The sequence below is a fragment of the Gordonia asplenii genome (assembly GCF_012933505.1).
GTDB classification, from domain to species: domain Bacteria; phylum Actinomycetota; class Actinomycetes; order Mycobacteriales; family Mycobacteriaceae; genus Gordonia; species Gordonia asplenii.
Window position 1 is genome coordinate 62,252 of the sequence record NZ_JABBNB010000028.1, and the last position, 18,493, is coordinate 80,744.

19 protein-coding genes are annotated in these 18,493 nt (G+C 66.1%); 16 read left to right on the forward strand and 3 right to left on the reverse strand.

Annotation, left to right across the window (positions count from 1 at the left end):
* Nucleotides 1–25: 25 nt before the first annotated feature.
* Genes HH308_RS22115 through ccsB form a run of 4 tightly spaced genes read left to right on the forward strand, consistent with a single transcriptional unit; the run spans nucleotide 26 to nucleotide 4,159 of the window.
* Nucleotides 26–616, forward strand: coding sequence for a TlpA family protein disulfide reductase (locus tag HH308_RS22115; RefSeq protein WP_170196414.1), 591 nt, complete (start codon nucleotides 26–28; stop codon nucleotides 614–616).
* The gene (locus tag HH308_RS22120; protein WP_170196415.1) at nucleotides 613–1,401 is read left to right on the forward strand and encodes a cytochrome c biogenesis CcdA family protein; all 789 of its coding nucleotides are present in this window, start codon (nucleotides 613–615) and stop codon (nucleotides 1,399–1,401) included. Before HH308_RS22115 ends, HH308_RS22120 begins: the two co-directional genes overlap by 4 nt.
* Before the next feature lie 53 nt (nucleotides 1,402–1,454).
* Nucleotides 1,455–3,104, forward strand: a complete 1,650-nt coding sequence (resB, locus tag HH308_RS22125; RefSeq protein WP_170196416.1) for a cytochrome c biogenesis protein ResB — start codon at nucleotides 1,455–1,457, stop codon at nucleotides 3,102–3,104.
* Nucleotides 3,101–4,159 carry a c-type cytochrome biogenesis protein CcsB gene (ccsB, locus tag HH308_RS22130; RefSeq protein WP_170196417.1) on the forward strand — a complete coding sequence of 353 codons (1,059 nt, stop codon included), beginning with the start codon at nucleotides 3,101–3,103 and terminating at the stop codon, nucleotides 4,157–4,159. The genes resB and ccsB overlap by 4 nt, the downstream gene beginning before the upstream one ends.
* Before the next feature lie 1,071 nt (nucleotides 4,160–5,230).
* Here the strand turns inward: ccsB and HH308_RS22135 are convergent.
* Nucleotides 5,231–5,419, reverse strand: coding sequence for a hypothetical protein (locus HH308_RS22135; protein WP_170196418.1), 189 nt, complete (start codon nucleotides 5,417–5,419; stop codon nucleotides 5,231–5,233).
* A 155-nt stretch (nucleotides 5,420–5,574) separates the two neighbouring features.
* Nucleotides 5,575–5,805: a BldC family transcriptional regulator gene (locus HH308_RS22140; protein WP_312870801.1), complete on the reverse strand. Its 231-nt coding sequence runs from the start codon at nucleotides 5,803–5,805 to the stop codon at nucleotides 5,575–5,577.
* Between the two features lie 299 nt (nucleotides 5,806–6,104).
* Between HH308_RS22140 and HH308_RS22145 the strand changes: the two genes are divergently transcribed.
* The 12 genes from HH308_RS22145 (at nucleotide 6,105) to HH308_RS22200 (ending at nucleotide 17,148) form a co-directional block, all read left to right on the forward strand.
* Nucleotides 6,105–6,419: a DUF4229 domain-containing protein gene (locus HH308_RS22145; protein ID WP_312870802.1), complete on the forward strand. Its 315-nt coding sequence runs from the start codon at nucleotides 6,105–6,107 to the stop codon at nucleotides 6,417–6,419.
* A complete protein-coding gene (gene cds1 / locus HH308_RS22150; RefSeq protein ID WP_170196419.1) occupies nucleotides 6,416–7,540 on the forward strand; it encodes an L-cysteine desulfhydrase Cds1 in 1,125 nt (374 codons plus the stop codon). Before HH308_RS22145 ends, cds1 begins: the two co-directional genes overlap by 4 nt.
* 84 nt (nucleotides 7,541–7,624) lie before the next feature.
* Nucleotides 7,625–9,016, forward strand: coding sequence for a sulfatase family protein (locus HH308_RS22155; protein WP_170196420.1), 1,392 nt, complete (start codon nucleotides 7,625–7,627; stop codon nucleotides 9,014–9,016).
* Nucleotides 9,017–9,055: 39 nt separating this feature from the next.
* A complete protein-coding gene (locus HH308_RS22160; RefSeq protein WP_170196421.1) occupies nucleotides 9,056–9,904 on the forward strand; it encodes a 3-hydroxybutyryl-CoA dehydrogenase in 849 nt (282 codons plus the stop codon).
* Between the two features lie 569 nt (nucleotides 9,905–10,473).
* Nucleotides 10,474–11,283, forward strand: a complete 810-nt coding sequence (locus HH308_RS22165; protein ID WP_170196422.1) for a Stf0 family sulfotransferase — start codon at nucleotides 10,474–10,476, stop codon at nucleotides 11,281–11,283.
* The gene (gene cysD, locus HH308_RS22170) at nucleotides 11,280–12,221 is read left to right on the forward strand and encodes a sulfate adenylyltransferase subunit CysD (RefSeq protein ID WP_170196423.1); all 942 of its coding nucleotides are present in this window, start codon (nucleotides 11,280–11,282) and stop codon (nucleotides 12,219–12,221) included. Before HH308_RS22165 ends, cysD begins: the two co-directional genes overlap by 4 nt.
* Nucleotides 12,221–14,086, forward strand: coding sequence for an adenylyl-sulfate kinase (gene cysC, locus HH308_RS22175; RefSeq protein ID WP_170196424.1), 1,866 nt, complete (start codon nucleotides 12,221–12,223; stop codon nucleotides 14,084–14,086). Before cysD ends, cysC begins: the two co-directional genes overlap by 1 nt.
* 160 nt (nucleotides 14,087–14,246) lie before the next feature.
* Nucleotides 14,247–14,483 carry an FTR1 family protein gene (locus tag HH308_RS22180; protein WP_312870803.1) on the forward strand — a complete coding sequence of 79 codons (237 nt, stop codon included), beginning with the start codon at nucleotides 14,247–14,249 and terminating at the stop codon, nucleotides 14,481–14,483.
* A complete protein-coding gene (locus HH308_RS22185; protein WP_170196426.1) occupies nucleotides 14,483–14,704 on the forward strand; it encodes a hypothetical protein in 222 nt (73 codons plus the stop codon). Before HH308_RS22180 ends, HH308_RS22185 begins: the two co-directional genes overlap by 1 nt.
* A gap of 184 nt (nucleotides 14,705–14,888) precedes the next feature.
* Nucleotides 14,889–15,824, forward strand: a complete 936-nt coding sequence (locus HH308_RS22190) for a serine protein kinase RIO (RefSeq protein WP_211188719.1) — start codon at nucleotides 14,889–14,891, stop codon at nucleotides 15,822–15,824.
* 39 nt (nucleotides 15,825–15,863) lie between these two features.
* Nucleotides 15,864–16,076 carry a helix-turn-helix domain-containing protein gene (locus HH308_RS22195; RefSeq protein ID WP_170196427.1) on the forward strand — a complete coding sequence of 71 codons (213 nt, stop codon included), beginning with the start codon at nucleotides 15,864–15,866 and terminating at the stop codon, nucleotides 16,074–16,076.
* Between the two features lie 25 nt (nucleotides 16,077–16,101).
* Complete coding sequence (locus tag HH308_RS22200; protein WP_170196428.1) at nucleotides 16,102–17,148, forward strand: Clp protease N-terminal domain-containing protein; 1,047 nt, start codon at nucleotides 16,102–16,104, stop codon at nucleotides 17,146–17,148.
* Between the two features lie 122 nt (nucleotides 17,149–17,270).
* On the opposite strand, the gene HH308_RS22205 is transcribed toward HH308_RS22200, so the two are convergent.
* Nucleotides 17,271–18,167: a 1,4-dihydroxy-2-naphthoate polyprenyltransferase gene (locus HH308_RS22205; protein ID WP_170196429.1), complete on the reverse strand. Its 897-nt coding sequence runs from the start codon at nucleotides 18,165–18,167 to the stop codon at nucleotides 17,271–17,273.
* Nucleotides 18,168–18,493 lie beyond the last annotated feature (326 nt).

Sequence of the window (18,493 nt, forward strand, 5' to 3'; positions counted from 1 at the left end):
TCTCGTGGTCTGGCCTAAACCTCTGGTGACACGTGCGGTGGTGCTCGCGTTGCTCGCCGCCGCGGTGCTGCTGCTAGCCACCACCGGCTGCTCGACCGGCAAAGACGCCGTGGCGCAGGGCGATACCTTCCAGTTCGTGTCGCCGGGTGGCAAGACCGTGATCGACTACGCCGCCGCCGACCGCAAGACCATCGCCCCACTGTCCGGCCGCGACCTGGTCACCGACAAGAAGATCTCGCTGACCGACTTCGCGGGCAAAGTGGTCGTGATCAACGTGTGGGGTTCCTGGTGCGGGCCATGCCGCGGCGAGGCCGACGGACTGCAGCGGGTGTACTCGCAGACGAAAGACTCCGGCGTCGCGTTCCTGGGCATCAACTTCCGCGACGACCGCTCGTCGGCGCAGGATTTCGTCACCGACCGGCACATCACCTATCCGTCGATCTTCGACTACGGCGGCGCGACGCTGGCGTCGTTGACCACTCCGACGTCGGTGGTCCCGACCACGATCGTGCTCGACCGCAAGCATCGTCCGGCCGTCGTCTATCTCACCTCGATATCCGGTGAGGAACTGCGGGCGACGGTGAATCGACTTGTCGCCGAACCGGTTTCGCAATGAGCGGCCTCGGGCAGACATTCGCCGACACGGTGACCTCCGGGCCACTGCTGCTGGCGCTCGCCGCGTGCGCGCTGGCCGGCTTCGTGTCGTTCGCGTCGCCCTGCGTCGTGCCGCTGGTGCCCGGCTATCTGTCGTACCTGGCCGGTGTCGTCGGGGCCGAGGCGCCCGCGGTGACACCCGACGAACCGAAGAGCAAGGGACGCACGCGGGTTGCCGGCGCCGCGCTGCTGTTCGTGCTGGGGTTCACCGTCGTATTCGTGCTGGCGACCGCCACCGTGCTCGGTATCACCAGTACGTTCATCGTGAATCGTGAACTGCTGCAACGTATCGGTGGCGTCGTCACCATCCTGATGGGTCTGGTGTTCGTCGGGTTGGTGCCGGTCATGCAGCGTGAGCACCGCTTCGCGCCGCGGCGGATCTCCAACATCGTCGGGGCGCCGCTGCTCGGCGCCGTATTCGCGCTGGGCTGGACGCCGTGCCTCGGGCCGACCCTGGCCGCCGTCATCGCGACGGCCAGCGGGACCCAGGGGGCAACCGCCGCCAAGGGCATCCTGCTGATCACCGCCTACTGCCTGGGGTTGGGCATTCCCTTTGTGGTGCTTGCCTTCTCATCGGCGTGGGCGCTGCGCTCGCTGGGCTGGATCCGGCGCCACGCGCGCTCAATTCAGGTCTTCGGCGGGGTCATGTTGGTCGCCGTCGGCATCGCGCTGGTGACCGGCGCGTGGGATCAATTCATCATGTGGGTGCGCGAGGCGTTCATCACCGACACGGAGTTACCGGTTTGAGTTCGGGTACAGCACAGAGCAGTTCGGGTACAGCAGCGGCAGCGTCGGACACGATGCCGTCGGGACCCGTCGGCCCGCACTGGGCGAAGCGCTACGTGCTGTGGCCCGCGCGTAATCTCTGGCGGTCGCTGACGTCGATGCGGACCGCGCTGGCACTGTTGTTCCTGCTCGCGCTCGCAGCCATTCCGGGCGCGCTGCTGCCACAGCGGCCGCTCAACGAGCAGAAGACCCAGGCCTACATCGACAACCACGGCTGGCTGGGTCGCGCGATGGATCGGCTGCAACTGTTCGACGTCTTCGCGAGTGCCTGGTTCACCGCGATCTACGTGCTGTTGTTCGTGTCGCTGGTCGGCTGCCTCACGCCGCGCCTCATCGAGCATTTCCATGCGTTGCGGGCCAAACCCGTTGCGGCGCCCCGCAATCTGGCCCGGCTGCCGCGCCGCGAGGTCTTCGAGGTCGACGGTACTCCGGAGGAGATCGCCGCCCGGATCGACGGCAACCTGCGTGGCTGGCGCCGCGAAGTGGTGGTGCGTGAACCGAGCAAGGCCTATCCCGACGGGGTCGTCGAGGTGTCGGCGGAGAAGGGCTACCTGCGTGAATTCGGCAACCTCGTCTTCCACTTCGCCTTGTTGGCGCTGCTGATCTCCATCGCCGTCGGCAAGCTCTACGGCTACGAGGGAACCCGGTCGCTGGTCGCCGACGGTCAGCAGGAACTGTGCAACACCTCGACGGCCGTGTACGACTCGTTCCGCGGCGGCAACATGGTCGACGGAACGGACTTGGCGCCGTTCTGCATTCGCATCGACGACTTCTCGGCGACCTTCCTGCCCAACGGGCAGCCGGACATGTACAACGCGAAAGTCCAATACTCCACGGATGTGACGGCCGACCCGGCGTCGTGGCCGACGACGTCGGTGCGGGTGAACGAGCCGCTGCGGCTGTCCGGGGACCGGGTCTACGTGCTGGGCAACGGTTTCGCCCCGATCTTCACCGTGACCTTCCCCAACGGTGAGAAGCGCACGCAGACGGTGCCGTTCATCCCCGACGAGATGGCGACGATGCTGTCGTCGGGCGCCGCGCGGTTCGACACCCCCGGCGGCATGTACCCCGATCAGAAGATTCGCAGCCAGAATCAGATCGCCCTGGAAGGACTGTTCGCGCCGACCGCGACCTTCGACGGCACCCTGTTGTCGTCGGGGTCGCCGGTCCCGAAACGTCCGTACGTCGCGATCCGCATCTACAAGGGCAACACCGGCCTCGACAGCGGCGCACCGCAGAACGCCTATGCCCTCGATCCGGTGTCGTTGCACAACGGGGCACTCGTCCGGCAGGCGCAGGCGAATCTCGGCGTCGGCCAGTCGTCGAAGCTGCCCGACGGCACCACGGTGACGTTCGACGGATACAAGCGCTGGGTGTCGGTGCAGATCTCGCATGATCCCGCGCAGGATTTCGTGCTGGTGTCTGCGATCGCGATGCTCGCCGGGCTGTTGGTGTCGCTGCTGATTCGACGCCGACGCGTGTGGGCCCGATTGGTGCCGGTGGCCGCTTCCGCAGCCGACGGTCAACGACGTACTGTAGTAGAGATCGCCGGGTTGGCCCGCACAGATCAGGCCGGCTGGGGCGAGGGCTTCGAGAAACAGGCGGCCGGCCTGGTGCGCGAGCGCGCGGAGCGACGGGACATGGCAGGAGCACAAGACGAATGACCACACTGATCACCGCCTCGGGCGAGGTGACCGTGCACATCGACGAGAACCTGTCGCGATACTCCGATCTGCTCTATTCGACCGCGATCACCGTCTACGTGCTCGCGATGCTGATGTTCCTGGTGTCGTTGGCGACGCGGCAGAGCCGTAGGGTCGTCGACGCCAAGGTGTCGGTGAACAAGCTGGTGGGCGTCGGAGCGGCGCCGGGCGCCGACCGAATGGGTGCGGGTGCGGGATCGTCGCTCGACGACCGCGCGCCCGGTCGCGTCGAGCAGGCGCCGCCGCGGACTTTCGGCGACCGGCTGGGGGACATGGCATTCCCGGTGGTCATCGTCGGGGCGGTGGCGCATCTCGCGTCGATCGTGCTGCGCGGCGTCGCTACCGACCGTGCGCCGTGGGGCAACATGTACGAGTTCATCTCGCTGACCTGCGCGGCATGCGTAGTCGCGGGCATCGTCGTGCTGCGTAAGCGCGTCAACCGTCCGCTGCTGTCGTTCGTGTTGCTGCCCGTCGTGCTGTTGATGTTCATCGGCGGCCGTTGGCTGTACACGCAGGCTGCCCCGGTGGTACCCGCACTGAAGTCGTACTGGCTGGCCATTCACGTCTCGATCATCTCGATCAGTTCGGGTGTGCTGCTGGTGTCGGGTGTGGCCAGCCTGCTCTACCTGGTCAAGATGCGCTGGGGAGGCGACGCCGCGGCGTCGTCGCGCAACGCGCTGCAGCGGATCGTCGACGCGATTCCGTCGGCGCAGGCCCTCGACCGCGTCGCCTACAAGTCGGTGGTGTTCGGCTTCCCACTCTTCGGATTGGGTGTCATCTGCGGTGCGATCTGGGCCGAATCGGCCTGGGGCCGATTCTGGGGCTGGGATCCCAAGGAGACGGTGTCGTTCATCGCCTGGGTGATCTATGCCGCCTACCTGCACGCCCGTGCCACCGCCGGATGGCGCAACCGTGCCGCGGCCTGGATCAACGTCGCAGGCTTCGCCACGCTGGTCTTCAACCTGTTCGCCATCAACCTGGTGGTCTCCGGCCTGCATTCGTACGCCGGGCTGTGATCCGTTTGAGGTCGGGTCGGGGGCGCGGGTCGTCCCGGGTCAGGGCTAGTGGTGTGTCGCGGCTAATGGTATTTGTATCTTGCGCGCACCCTGCGTCGCTGCATCCTGCTGGTTGAGCGATGCGAAGCCGAGTCGAAACCACTGTGACGCTGCGGGTTGCGTCATTGCCCGGCCGGTGGGGGTTTCGACTCGCGCCGTTCGCTCAACCTGGTTTCACCGGTCGGGGCGTCCCTCTGCTGGTTGAGCCGGACGAGCGCTAGCGACGAGCGTGTCGAAACCACCACACACGTCGGCCGAGCCGGGCCCGCCGCTCCACCCGCCGGTTGAGCCGCGAGGAGCGCTAGCGACGAGCGTGTCGAAACCTCTGTACCACAATGCATTTGATGGTAGGGCACTCGTCGAGTTGTGATCGTATCGAATATCGAGGCGTGTGCACCCGTAGGGTGCACACGCGTCACTTGCCGGGTGTCATCGCCGGAATTGGCGCGGACCGTCGAAAGTCGTTGTGGCTGAGAGGTTTCGACACGGACTCGGCTAGCGCTACTTCGACTCGGCTAGCGCCTCGCTCAGCACGGCGCTCGTCCGGCTCAACCAGCAGAGGGGCGCTTCGGCCGGTGGATCCAGGCTCAACCAGCAGGCTCAACCGGCAGAGGAACGCATCGTCATACAACTCTTCGACTGCGACACACCACTAGGCTCTGAGGCGTCGTCGACGCTGCTTTCCGCGGCGGTGTTCGCTTGGTACTGCGTTCGTCGTATTCGTACGGCGCTGTTTGCTTCTTACGGCAGTGATTAGTGCCGTGTTTGGGGATTGCTGCCGTGGCTGTTCGGGGATGCAGTGGGAGTGGATGGACGGCTGGCCCACGGCGCTAGTCGACTCCAACTGCACTGATTCCGGATTACTGAAGCGTCAGAGAGTCACCGCAGTGATTGCCCGCGGAGCGCGGTGGGAAGCGATCAGCGGCGAAGTTGCGTCGACGAAACTCCCAAATACTGCCGACCCGTCGGAATCGGAGCATTGGGTGAGTTCTGGTCGCGACAACGCGTCGAACTCTCAGTAACGCTGCCTACCTAGGAATCGTCGCCGCGCTTCTCTCGGCGGTCCAGTTCGAAGAGGAACTCTGGATCGTCGTCGGGGCCGATGGGGCCGCGGGTGCGGGGAGTACCCGGCGTCGAATCATGGTCGCCGACGGGGCCGAAAGCGCGCCACAGCAGGTAGAAGATGGCGCAGAGGCCGACGAACGTCAGTGCAAAGTACACAGCAACCTCCTGATGGACGCATCGAATCTGCCGGGGGAGGTCTGGGGACTCACGGGTCGAACAGATCGAGGACCTCCGGTAACACCCACGATACGTGAGTGTGAACCGGAAGCGGTGCGACGGCAGGTGGAGGGCCGATCGAACGGTGGAACCGCTCAGTTGACCCGACGATTGAGCAGTTCGACGACGTCGGCCTCGCGGAAGCGGCGATGACCGCCGGGGGTGCGGATTGAGCCGAGCAGACCGGAGCTGGCCCACCGCGCGACGGTCTTCGGGTTCACGTTGAACATCGAAGCGACCTGTCCGGGGGTCAGCGTGTGCTGGCTGGCCAGCTTAGGGGTGATGGTGGGAGGCACTGGCACGGCGGCGGCGTCGGCGATAGTCACGATGGCGACCCTTCGTTAGTGGTGTTACCGGTTCGGGCGGAGATCGTCCCGGATGCAAGTATCGCTTCCGAATCGACTGATATAAGCAATACACGCCCGACCCGTGGTTACTCGAACAGTCAGGAACCAGTAAAGGAACGGTAAAAATCGGACGATACGCACTTATCCTCGCGAGGGATGTGGAGTTTGCCCCAAATGTCGCGACGTCAACTCGACGTTGAGGCCAGACGAGTTCGCGTGATCGACGGGTACTCCCGGCACCGACCGGCTGACGTGGGCGAACACGTAGACTCAGATCCGTGAGTAGCGAAGAGACCGTCACCGAACCAACCGCCCCGAAGATGGGCACGATGATCGGCTCGCTGGTCCTCTACACCCTGGCCCGCCTCGTGTTGGTGATCGTCCTCGCCGTCGCCATCTACTTCATCGGTGGACTGTTCGTCCAGATTCCGGCCATCGTCGCGGCGATGTTCGGCGTTCTCATCGCACTGCCGTTGGGCATGTTCCTGTTCAAACCGCTGCGCCTGCGCGTCAATAGCCAGGTCGCCGCGATCGACGCCGAGCGACGCAAGAGCCGCGACGACCTGCAGTCCCGCCTGCGCGGCAGCAAATGAAGACTGTCGACGTCGACCGGCGCGCCGACCGCGGCTGGTCGGAGAACGCGGTTCGGTTGATCGACGCCGACACTCGACGCAGCGCCGACACCCATCTCCTCCGTTTCCCATTGCCCGCCTGGTCGCGCTGGCTCCACGACGACGGGCAGCGCGCAGGCGTCGACCTCTATCTCAAGGACGAATCGACGCATCCGACCGGATCGCTGAAGCATCGTCTCGCACGGTCATTGTTTCTCTACGCACTCTGCAACGGGTGGATCACCGAGGGGACCACGGTGATCGAGGCGTCGTCGGGCTCGACGGCGGTCTCCGAAGCGTATTTCGCGAAGCTGATCGGGGTGCCGTTCGTCGCGGTGATGGCCCGCAGCACCTCGCCGGCGAAGACCGCGCTGATCGAAAGACAAGGTGGCCGTTGCCATTTCGTAGATAACCCGGCCGACGTCTATGCCGTCGCCGCGGATCTGGCGGAACAGACGAACGGGCATTTCATCGACCAGTTCACCATGGCCGAGCGCGCCACCGACTGGCGCGGAAACAACAACATCGCCGAGTCGATCTTCGCGCAGATGAGCGACGAACAGTATCGCGTCCCGACGTGGATCGTCGTCGGCGCGGGCACCGGCGGAACGTCGGCGACGCTCGGGCGGTACCTGCGCTACCGGCGCCACCCCACGTGGCTGTGCGTCGTCGACCCGGAGAACTCGGTGTTCCTGCCCGCGTACTCCTCGGGTGACGGCGACGTCGTCGGAACGGTGGGGTCGCGGATCGAGGGAATCGGGCGCCCTCGCGTGGAGCCGTCTTTCGTCTCGCAGGTCATCGACCGGATGATCGGAGTCCCCGACGCCGCGTCGATCGCAGCGATGCGCGCGACGTCGGAGCAGTTGGGCCGCCGGGTCGGCGCGTCGACCGGAACCAACATGTGGGGCGCGCTCACCGTCGTCGCAGAGATGGTCGCACAGCGCCGGGCGGGCAGCGTAGTGAGTCTGCTGTGCGATTCGGGGGATCGCTACGCGGAGACCTATTACAACGACGCCTGGCTGGCCGAGTCGGGGCTGGACCTCGCCGAACCGACGGCCGAGTTGGACACGCTGTTCGCGACGGGCGCCTTTGCGTCACGTTGAGTCAAACCGATGTCCGGCACCGGTGTGGCGTATTAGTGTCGCGCGGAGTCGATATGACCGTCACGACAGGAGCGCCACGCACAGATGAGTTCGACGACCGCCGGTAGCAATGTCCTCCTGGTCCACTGGCATGACCTGGGCAGGCACCTCGAACTGTACGGGGCGTCGGGAGCGTTGAGTCCGTCGCTGGAAAAGCTTGCCGCACAAGGGTTTCTCTTCGCCAATGCGCATGCCGCGGCACCGCTGTGTTCGCCGTCGCGCGGCGCGCTGCTGACCGGACGCTACCCGCACGACAACGGAATCGTCGGGCTGGCGCACCACGGCTTCGCCTACCGGGAGGGAGTGCAGACGCTGCCCGCGATCCTGCGCGACGCAGGGTGGCGCACCGCCCTGATCGGGATGCAGCACGAGTCGACGGCGCCGCGCAGCCTCGGCTACGACGACGTCGATGTTGCCGACTCCGACTGCGACTACGTCGTCGACCGCGCAGTCGAATGGCTCGACGCCCGGTCGGCGGAGCGGCTCGCGGGAGATTCGACGCCGTTCTTGCTCAACGCCGGCTTCTTCGAAGTGCACCGCCCGTACCCGGCCGACCGGTACCCGCCGGTCGATCCCAATTCCTTCGACGTCCCGTCGTATCTGCCCGACACTCCGCAGGTCCGCGGCGACCTGGCGTCGTTCCACAGTTCGATCAGCATCGCCGACGCCGCCACCGGCCGCCTCGTCGAGCACCTCGACGCCAGCGGGCTCGGCGAGGACACCTGGGTGGTGTTCTTCACCGACCACGGCGAGGCCTTCCCGGGGGCCAAGTCGACGTTGTATGCGCGCGGGACCGGCATCTCCTTCATCGTGCGGCCACCGCAGTCGGTACGCGCGGCGTCGCGCGTCTACGACGGGCTGTTCGCCGGCGTCGACCTGGTCCCGACCCTGCTCGACGCGCTCGGTGTCGCGATCCCCGAAGCGGTGCAAGGGGTTTCGCACGCAGCGGCGCTGCTCGACGGCGCAGGCGAGCCGGTCCGCGACGAAGTGTTCACCGAGAAGGACTACCACGACTCGTACGATCCGATCCGCGCCATCCGCACCCGGCACTACAGCTACATCGAGAACTTCGCGCCCCGCGCGGCACTCGAGCTGCCCCTCGACATCGCCGACAGCGACTCGGGGCGGGCCCTCGACGACGCGCACACCCGGCCGCGCCCGGCCGTCGAACTGTATGCGCTGGACCTAGATCCAGACGAGCGCGTGAACCTCGCCGACGACCCGACCTACGCGCAGGTGCGGGCCGAGTTGGCGCGCAGGCTGCAGCGCTGGCGGGAGACGACCGGCGACGTCGTGGTGCCCGACGAACAGGGCAGTGCCGTGGCCGCCGACTTCATGACACGCTATCTCGCGACGCTGTCCGAGCGGGAGGCGCCGATCCCACGTTCGCCGCGTGGCGCCGACCGCAGTTACGTCGACGAGGTGACCGCACAGTAAGCTCGACCCCGGCAATTACCCGAGGTTGTGGAGACGATTGTGAAGCTGATCGGAGTGGTCGGTGGCGGCACCATGGGTGCGGGCATCGCCGAGGTATGTGCAAAGGCCGGCAGTGAGGTGCTGGTCCTGGAGACCAAGCAGGAGTTCGCCGGCGCCGCGTCGGAGCGGATCGCCAAGTCGATCGCTCGGGGTGTGGCTAAGGGCAAGATCTCGCAGGACGACGCCGACGCTGCCATCGCACGCGTACGGGTGACCCTCGACATCGAAGAATTCGCCGACCGCGACCTGGTCATCGAGGCCGCACCGGAAATCGAGTCGCTCAAGGCGGAGATCTTCGGCAAGCTCGACACCATCGTCAAGCCCGAGGCCATCCTGGCCACCAACACGTCGTCGATCCCGGTCATCAAGGTGGCCACCGCGACGCAGAACCCCGGTCGCGTCGTGGGTGTGCACTTCTTCAACCCGGTCCCGGTGATGTCGCTCGTCGAGATCATCTCGACGCTGCTGACCGCGCCGGAGACCACGCAAGCGGTCACCGAGTATGTCTCGGCGACGCTGGGCAAGACGCCGGTGCAGGCCGGCGATCAATCCGGCTTCATCGCCAATGCGCTGCTGATTCCGTATCTGTGCCAGGCGATCCGGATGCTCGACTCCGGCTACGCCACCCGCGAAGACATCGACGCCGCGATGACGGGCGGCTGCGGCCACCCGATGGGTCCGCTCACATTGTGCGACACCATCGGTCTCGACATCTGCCTGGCCGCGGCACAGTCGTTGTACGACGAGTTCGCCGAGCCACATTACGCGCCACCACCGCGCCTGCGCCGGATGGTCGAGGCGGGCCTGCTGGGCCGCAAGACCGGCCGCGGGTTCTACGAGTACAACTGAGCCGGGCCCGACGAGCGAAAGCGAGACGCGCCTCCCTGCTGGTTGAGCCGGGGCCGACGCGCTTAAACCGCTGGTTGAGGCGGGGCCGACGCGCCTCCCCCGCTGGTTGAGCCGTGAGGAGCGCTAGCGACGAGCGTGTCGAAACCACCGTGACACAACAGATTTCGGTGATTCGTGGCTGACCATGCCTGCGACATGAGCGCGACCGTCGGATGCACCTGTTGGGTGCCCAGCTGGAGATGATCTCCAGGATCGGACCGCGAGATGAACGCTCGCGCGACGCCTGTTGTGTCACCGTGGTTTCGACACGGGCCTTCGCTAGCGCTTCGGCCCGGCTCAACCGGCCGAGTGAGCCTTCGCTAGCGCTTCGGCCCGGCTCAACCAGCGGAGTGAGCCTTCGCTAACTAACGCTCCTCGCGGCTCAACCAGCGGGAATGGGCCCCAGCACCCTTGCTGGGCTGATTCGTGACTACCCAACATCGCAACCGGTGTCAACGTATTGGCGATGTGTGATTTCCAGGGGCGGTTGAACTGGGCGGCCGATGCTTGGCGCGCTTACGATTTCGCGCATGTCAGCATCGTCGCGAGCGTCGTCTCCGCGCTCCTATCTCGTGTGCGCCTCGCAGCGCAGCGGTTCCACACTGCTGGTGGAGACCCTGCGCTCGAGCGGTGTCGCGGGGCATCCGCAAGAGTTCTTTCAATACCTTTCGCAGACTTCGCTCGCGCCGCAGCCCAGTGATTGGTTCGTCGGTGTCGACGACCGATCCATCCTGACCCTGCTGGCTCCGGACAAACCGGGGGTCGAGTCGACCGAGACCGCCGACGACTGGCGCGCCCGGATCCTGCGGGAGGGTTCCACCGACAACGGTGTGTGGGGCGGCAAGTTGATGTGGAATCAGACACCGTTGGTTCTTGAGCGGGCGGCCGGGCTGACCGGGCGAACCGGAACCGACCTGCATTCCGCACTGGGCGACATCCTCGGTGACGTCCTGTACATCAAAGTGACACGGCAAGACGTTGTCTCCCAAGCGGTTTCCTTCTGGCGGGCCGTACAGACGAATACCTGGCGAGGCCGGCCCGCCGCAGGCGACGACGTCGCGCAGTACCACCAAGGCGCCATCGCGCACCTGGTGAAGGTCCTGCAGGAGCAGGAACTCGGCTGGCGTACCTACTTCGCCGATCACGGCATCGAGCCGGTCGAGGTGGCTTACGCCGACCTCGCGAACAACACCGCGGAGGTCCTGGGTCGGGTCATCGACGCGATCGGCCTGAACATCGAGGTGCCGCCGCCCGCCCTGAAGCGTCAGGCGGACAAACGGTCCGACGAGTGGGTCGACCGATTCCGGGACAGTGCGCCAGGACAGGAGTTGCCGGTATGAGCGTGACGACCGACCCCTATCACGTCGACGAGCTGCGCATCCTCGAGGCGGAGGCCGTGCACATCATCCGTGAAGTGGTGGCCGAACTGGAGCGCCCGGTGCTGTTGTTCTCCGCGGGCAAAGACTCCATCGTGTTGCTTCGCCTGGCGGAGAAGGCATTCGGTGTGTCGGCCGACGGCTCGGGCGGCCAGCGACTGCCGTTTCCGGTGCTGCATGTGGACACCGGTCACAACTTCGCCGAGGTGATCGACTTCCGTGACCGGCGCACCACCGCGCACGGGCATCAGTTGATCGTCGCCAAGGTGCAAGACGCCATCGACGATGGACGCGTCGTCGAAACCGGCGGCCCCAACGCGTCCCGAAACCGTTTGCAGACAAGGACTTTGCTCGACGCCCTCGATGCGGGCGGTTTCGACGCGGCATTCGGCGGTGCCCGCCGCGACGAGGAACGGGCCCGGGCGAAGGAACGGGTGCTGAGCTTCCGCGACGAGTTCGGGCAGTGGGACCCGCGCGCGCAGCGCCCGGAACCGTGGTCGCTCTACAACGGCCGGATCCGCCGTGGCGAACAGGTGCGCGTGTTCCCGTTGTCGAACTGGACCGAACTCGATATCTGGCGCTACATCGAACTCGAAGATCTCCAACTGCCGTCGATCTACTTCGCGCATCAGCGCGAGGTGTTCGAGCGAGACGGAATCCTGCTCACCCCTTCGGAATTCACCGCCGCGGGTCCCGACGAGACGGTCAGCCGCGAGTGGGTCCGCTACCGCACCGTCGGCGACCTGACGATCACCGGAGCGGTCCGCTCCCGCGCGAGGGATCTGGCAGGCGTCATCGAAGAGGTAGCTGCCGCAACGGTTTCCGAGCGCGGCGCTACCCGCGCCGACGACCGCACGTCGGCCGCAGCCATGGAAGACCGCAAACGAGAAGGATACTTCTGATGCCTCGACAGTTACTGCGCCTGGCGACGGCCGGTTCCGTCGACGACGGCAAAAGCACCCTCATCGGCCGGCTGCTCTTCGACACCGACAGCCTGCCAACCGATCACCTCGAATCGGTGGTCGACGACGCCACCGGTGTCCCCGACCTGGCCGCGCTGTCCGACGGACTGCGCGCCGAACGGGAACAGGGCATCACCATCGACGTCGCCTACCGATTCTTTTCGACGCCGACGCGCAGCTACATCTTGGCCGACACACCTGGCCATGAGCGCTACACCCGCAACATGTTCACTGGGGCGTCGAACGCGCATGTGGCGGTGCTGCTGGTCGACGCGCGGGCCGGAGTAGTCCGCCAGACTCGACGGCACGCCCGTATCGCGACCCTGCTGGGCGTGAAACACCTTGTGGCAGCGGTCAACAAGATCGACCTCGTCGACTACGAAGAAGTGCGGCTGCGTGAAGTCGAGCAGGAATTGGTGGTGTTGGCGCAGCGGCTCGGCGTCGACGACCTCACCGTGGTTCCGCTGGCTGCCAAGGACGGCGACAATGTGGTCAACCGGTCGACCAATACGCCCTGGTACACCGGACCGACCCTGTTGGAGTACCTCGAAAACGTCGAATTGACTGCTCCCGCAGCCACTCCCGAGGATCTGCGGCTGCCGATCCAATGGGTGTCGCGGCCCGACGCGTCGACCCGACGCCGCTATGCGGGCCGCTTGTCCGCGGGCACATTGCGGGTCGGCGACACCGTGACGGCCCTGCCGTCGGGCTCGACGTCGACGATCAGTGCCCTCGACACCTTGGATCCGGATCGCGACGAAGCCGTTGCGCCACTGTCGGTTTCGGTGGAGCTGGCCGACGACATCGACGTCGCGCGCGGTGATGTGCTGGTGAGCGGCGCGGTGCCGGACGGGGAGTCGGCCGCCGATCACCATCCGGTGCTCGCCCGGGAGCTCGACGCGACGGTCTGCTGGTTCGCCGACACGCCGCTGCGGGCAGGCGATCGGATCGCGGTGAAGCACACCACGCGAACCGTTCGCGGCACCGTGCAGGGGTTGGCGTCGAAGTTGGATCCCGAGACGCTGAACTCCGACGAGTATCCAGTCGAGTTGGCGCTCAACGACATCGGTGTGGTGACGCTGCGGACCAGCTCCGTCGTCGTCGCAGATGCGTACGGGGACAACCGCGATGGCGGCTCGTTCATTCTCATCGATGAGAACTCGAATGAAACCGTCGGCGCGGGAACGATTCTCGAGGCCCGTGAGGTGAAGGCCGGCGAACGGGTGCGGACTGACATCCGGTGGCATCCGTCGTCGTTGGATCGCGGACACCGGTGGGCGTCGGTGGGTCAGCGCGGCGCGACCGTGTGGTTGACGGGTCTGCCCGCGTCGGGGAAGTCGACGGTGGCGGTCGCCCTGGAGCGGGCGCTCGTCGAAGCGGGCCGTGCCGCATACCTGCTCGACGGCGACAACGTCCGGCACGGCCTGTCCGACGACCTCGGCTTCTCGCCGGGGGACCGGGCCGAGAATGTGCGTCGCGTCGGGCATCTGACGCGGCTGTTCGCCGACGCCGGAGTGATCGCCATCGCGTCACTCGTCTCGCCATTGGTCTCCGACCGAGAAATCGCCCGTACCTTGAACAAGGCCGCCGACCTTCCGTTCATCGAGATCCATGTATCGACGCCGGTCGAGGAATGCGCACGGCGAGATCCCAAGGGGCTCTACGCAAAAGCCAAGGCGGGCGAGCTCACCGGACTCACCGGCTGGGACGCGCCCTACGAGGTGCCGGAGAATCCCGACCTCTCGGTGGATACCACCGGCGCCGATATCGATAAGATCGTCGATAGAATTCTCGCGCTTTTGTGACAATTCGGCTATTTATGACAAATGCAAAGACGGAATGTCGCATTTGGTTGAGTAGTCAGCGCGTGGCTGGATTACGGGAAGCCCTGGAGGGCGGGCTCGTCATCACGACCCTGCTCGCTGCTGTCCGCCGTGGTTCGAGAGACCGCCGTGAGGTGGGGCGATCTGGGTCGGAGTCGTTGCGGCGGTGAGCCTGTCGATCAGTGCCGCCGTGGTGCTGACGGACAGCCTGGCGGCGTTGCCCGCCGTCGGACAGTCGATCGTGAGTGGACTGCTGGGCCTGGCCGCCGTCGTGTTGGTCACTCGGATGATCTTCACGATGCGCCGCAACGCGCGGACCGAGAAGGTGACGCTGACCGGAAAGGTCGAGGCCGGTGTCGCGGTGGGTCGGCTGCGCTGATGCTCACCGCATTCGCCGCGGTGGCCCGCGTAAGACAGGAGGCGACGCTGTTCCTGTGGACCGCGTCGAAGTCCGAAGACGACACCACCGGGGCGATCATCGGTGCCATTGTCGGAATCGCGCTCGGCCTGGGCCTGCAGCCGTTCGGCGGCGGGTACTTCCTGTTCCTGCCCGGAATCAAAGACGGGTCGGACTTGCTGGGCGCGACCATGTTCGGGTAGGCGACTCCCGGCGAAAATTCGGTTGCGGGCACGACGGGTGCCCGCTAGTTTGGCACCGTTGCCCGCGACTCGCGTGGTGCGTGACCTGTGAACGGAGGTGTGTGAACGATGGCTGTCATGGTGTCCGACCGTGTCCTCATTTCCCTTGCCCTCCTTCCCGTCGCCTTCGATTCCGGAGCCTCACTTGTCACGCAAATCGAACTATTCCGAAACCTTTCAATCCACTCGGCGTCGTAAGTCCCGTACCGCCGGCGCATACTCGCGCGCCGACATCGAGCGCTTTGAGTCGATGCGCACCGTCTTCGACGCCGTGCCCGACGACGACCGCCCACCGGTGGGCGACCGCTGGTCCATCTGGTGGGACTCCGAACCGTTGCAGCGCGGTCCCGAACCCTGGCCCGAGTGGGTCATCACCGACCACGGCGCCGTCGACTACGAACTGGGTGCGTTGAAGTCGGGCAAAGAGGCCGACGTATTCCTCGTCGAGCGGGCCGTCCCGCAGCAACAACGCGCGGTGACCCTGGTGTCCAAGCGGTATCGCACCGCCGAGCACACGCAGTTCAACCGGGCCGGTGACTACACCGCTGGGCGTGGTTCGCGGAACACTCGCGATGTGCGGGCCATGGCCAAGCGCACGACATTCGGTATGGAGCAGGCCGCAAGTCGTTGGGCCGCAGCCGAATTCGATGCGCTGAAACGGTTCTTCCAAGCGGGCGTCGCGGTGCCCTATCCGGTGCAGGTGCATGGGACCGAGGTGCTGATGGAGTTCATCGGCGACGGGCGCGTCGCCGCGCCGCGGTTGGCGGAGTGCCGGCCGGGCGACGTCGGCGTCGTCGAATTGTGGGAACAGGCCGCCGACGCCCTGCGGCGGATCACCGAGCTCGGGTGTGCCCACGGGGACCTGTCCGCGTACAACACGGTGGTCCGCGACGGCCGGCTCGTCGTACTCGACCTTCCGCAGGTCGTCGACCTCTATGCCAATCCGCTCGGGATGACCTTCTTGGCGCGCGACGTCGAGAATCTGGGCGGCTGGTTCGTGCGGGGTGGCATCGCGCAACGGGCGGTGACCGACCTCCGAGATGAGTTGCTTTCGATGGCAGGAAAAGTTGGTCGTCAATAAATATTGACAGCGCGATGCGCGTCAAGTTAACCTGACACAGTGCATGAGACCGAGAACGCAGCCGCCAGTCAAGATCCCGCCGAGGGATTGGCCGCGGTTCGCGCCCTGCGAACACTTGCCGACCGACTCGAAGACGTCCACGTAGCCAATGCTCGTAGCTCCGGATGGAGTTGGCAGGCGATCGCCGACGTGCTGCAAGTCAGCCGCCAGGCCGTGCACCAAAAACATTCACAACGCGATGTCCGGGAATAGACCTGGACGGAAAAGGAGATCGACCATGTTTGGGCGATTCACTCGCGAAGGCCGGATGATCATGGCCTTCGCAACTCAGGAAGCCGCCGATATGTCGCACCCGCGACTCGGCGCAGACCATCTTGTGCTGGGCATGCTCTGCAATGCCCGCAGTCCGCTGTTCACCCTGCTGGGTGAGCACGGAATCACGCTCGCCGATGCTCGCGAAGTGGTTCGTGGCTACCACGACGAACATCCCGACGATTCGGCCGACAAGACCGCCGAGGAACGGTACGAGGAAGACCGAGATGCGTTGCGCAGCATCGGCATCGACCTCGACAAGATCCGCGAGGCGGTGGGCAGCCGTTTCGGCGACGACCTGGCCGACGGCTGGGGAGAGCGCGCCGAGCGCGGTCACCGCGGCGGTCGTGGCCGGGGACGAGGTCGCGGTGGACGCGACTGCGACCCGCGGGGCGACGGTGAGTGGGGAGCCGGTTGGGGTCCTCGCGGACACGGCCACGGCCACGGACATGGACGCGGTCGTCGCGGTCCGGGTCCGTTCGGTCCCGGCCAGTTCGGCGCAGATCAGTTCGGCCCGGAGCGGTTCGGTCCGTTCGGCCCCCGTGGTCCGTTCGGACCGCAGGGGCCCGGTGCGCCCGATGATGCCGACGACGCCGAGTCTCCGCAGGCCGGTGGTCGACGCGGCCCGTTCGGACCGGAAGGTCCGTTCGGTCCCGGTGGTCCGTTCGGTCAGGACGGTCCGTTCGGACCCGGTGGTCCCTTCGGCCAAGACGGTCCGTTCGGCCCCGATGGTCCGTTCGGCCCGGACGGACCATGGGCCGGTGGCCGGGGACGTCGTGGCCCGCGGGGCCGTCGCAACCGGCCGCGGTTCGCGGTGTCGGCCCGCGACTCGCTCGCGGCCGCGGTGCAGATCGCGCGGGACGCGGGCGACGATCGGCTACGCCCTGAGCACCTGCTGCTCGGCATCATCGCCGTCGGCGACCCGGCGTCGACCGCGGTCCTGACGTCGGGCACGGCGACCCTCGATGAACTCAAGACCGCCGTCGAGGCGACGCTGCCGCAGACGGCGTAGGTCCTGCCTGATCTGCGCTAGAGCGTAGACCCGACACTAATGGCTGAACCCGAACGGAAAATCCGTTCGGGTTCAGCTGTTCATGTTGGGTTTACGCTCTCGCGCGTCGGTTCCCGTCTTTCCTAGCCGATCGTCAAACCCACCGCCGTCAGCACCGACCAGGCCAGCATCGCTTTTCCGGTTCCGCCGAGCGTCGGGATCAGTGCCATCCCTACCGCTTTTGCGAGCACCGGCTTATTGGCGATGAAAACCAATGGCGCGGCCAGCAAACCGAGTAGCGCCCACGGGGTGGCCGCGATCAGCGCCAGCGTCACGACGAACGGCACCACGGTCAGCGCGGTGAACAGCTTTCGAGTCGCGGCGTCGCCCAGTCGCACCGCGACGGTGATCTTGCCCGACTCGGTGTCGGTGGGGATGTCGCGCAGGTTGTTCACCACCAGCACCGCCGACGACAGCGAACCGACGGCGACGGCGGTCACCACGCCGACCCAGTCGACGCGGTCGACGAGCACGAACTGCGTGCCGCATACCGCGACCAGACCGAAGAAGACGAATACCGCGACCTCACCGAACCCGAGGTACCCGTAGGGCTTCTTGCCGCCGGTGTAGAACCACGCCCCGGCGATGCAGATCGCGCCGATCAGCACCAGCCACCACGCGGTCACCAGCGCCAAGACGAGCCCGCACACCGCACCGATCCCGAGGCAGGTGAAGGCCGCCGCCTTGACCGATTGCGGACTCGCCACCCCGGAGCCGACCAGACGCATCGGTCCGACGCGATCGTCGTCGGTGCCCCGCACGCCGTCGGAATAGTCGTTCGCGTAGTTCACGCCGATGATCAACGACAGCGAGACAGCAAGTGCCAGAGCAGCTTTCCACCATTCGATGCCGCTGAATCGGTCGCCGATGCTCGCCCCGGCGACATGCAGGGCAGCGCCGGTACCGGCGATCACCGGTGCGATTGCGTTTGGAAAGGTGCGGGGTCGGGCACCCTCGATCCACTGTTTCACCGAAGCCACGTTTCGATCCTTCCATGCCGGGATCGGCGACCCGACACTGCCATCAGGCGCCGTCGGCGTAGTACCGCGTCACGCGTTGTCCGGCAGCGTCGTCCTGCTCGGCATCGACCCAGAAGGGTGTCGCAGTTGAAGAGTTGTACGACGTTGCGTTCCTCTGTCGGTTGAGCGAGCGGAGCGAGTCGAACCCCCGCCGGCCGGGCAATGACGAAGCCCGCAGCGTCGCAGTGGTTTCGACTCGGCTTCGCCTCGCTCAACCAGCAGGATGCGGCGAAGCAGGGTGTCGCAGTTGAAGAGTTCTACGACGTTGCGTTCCTATGCCGGTTGAG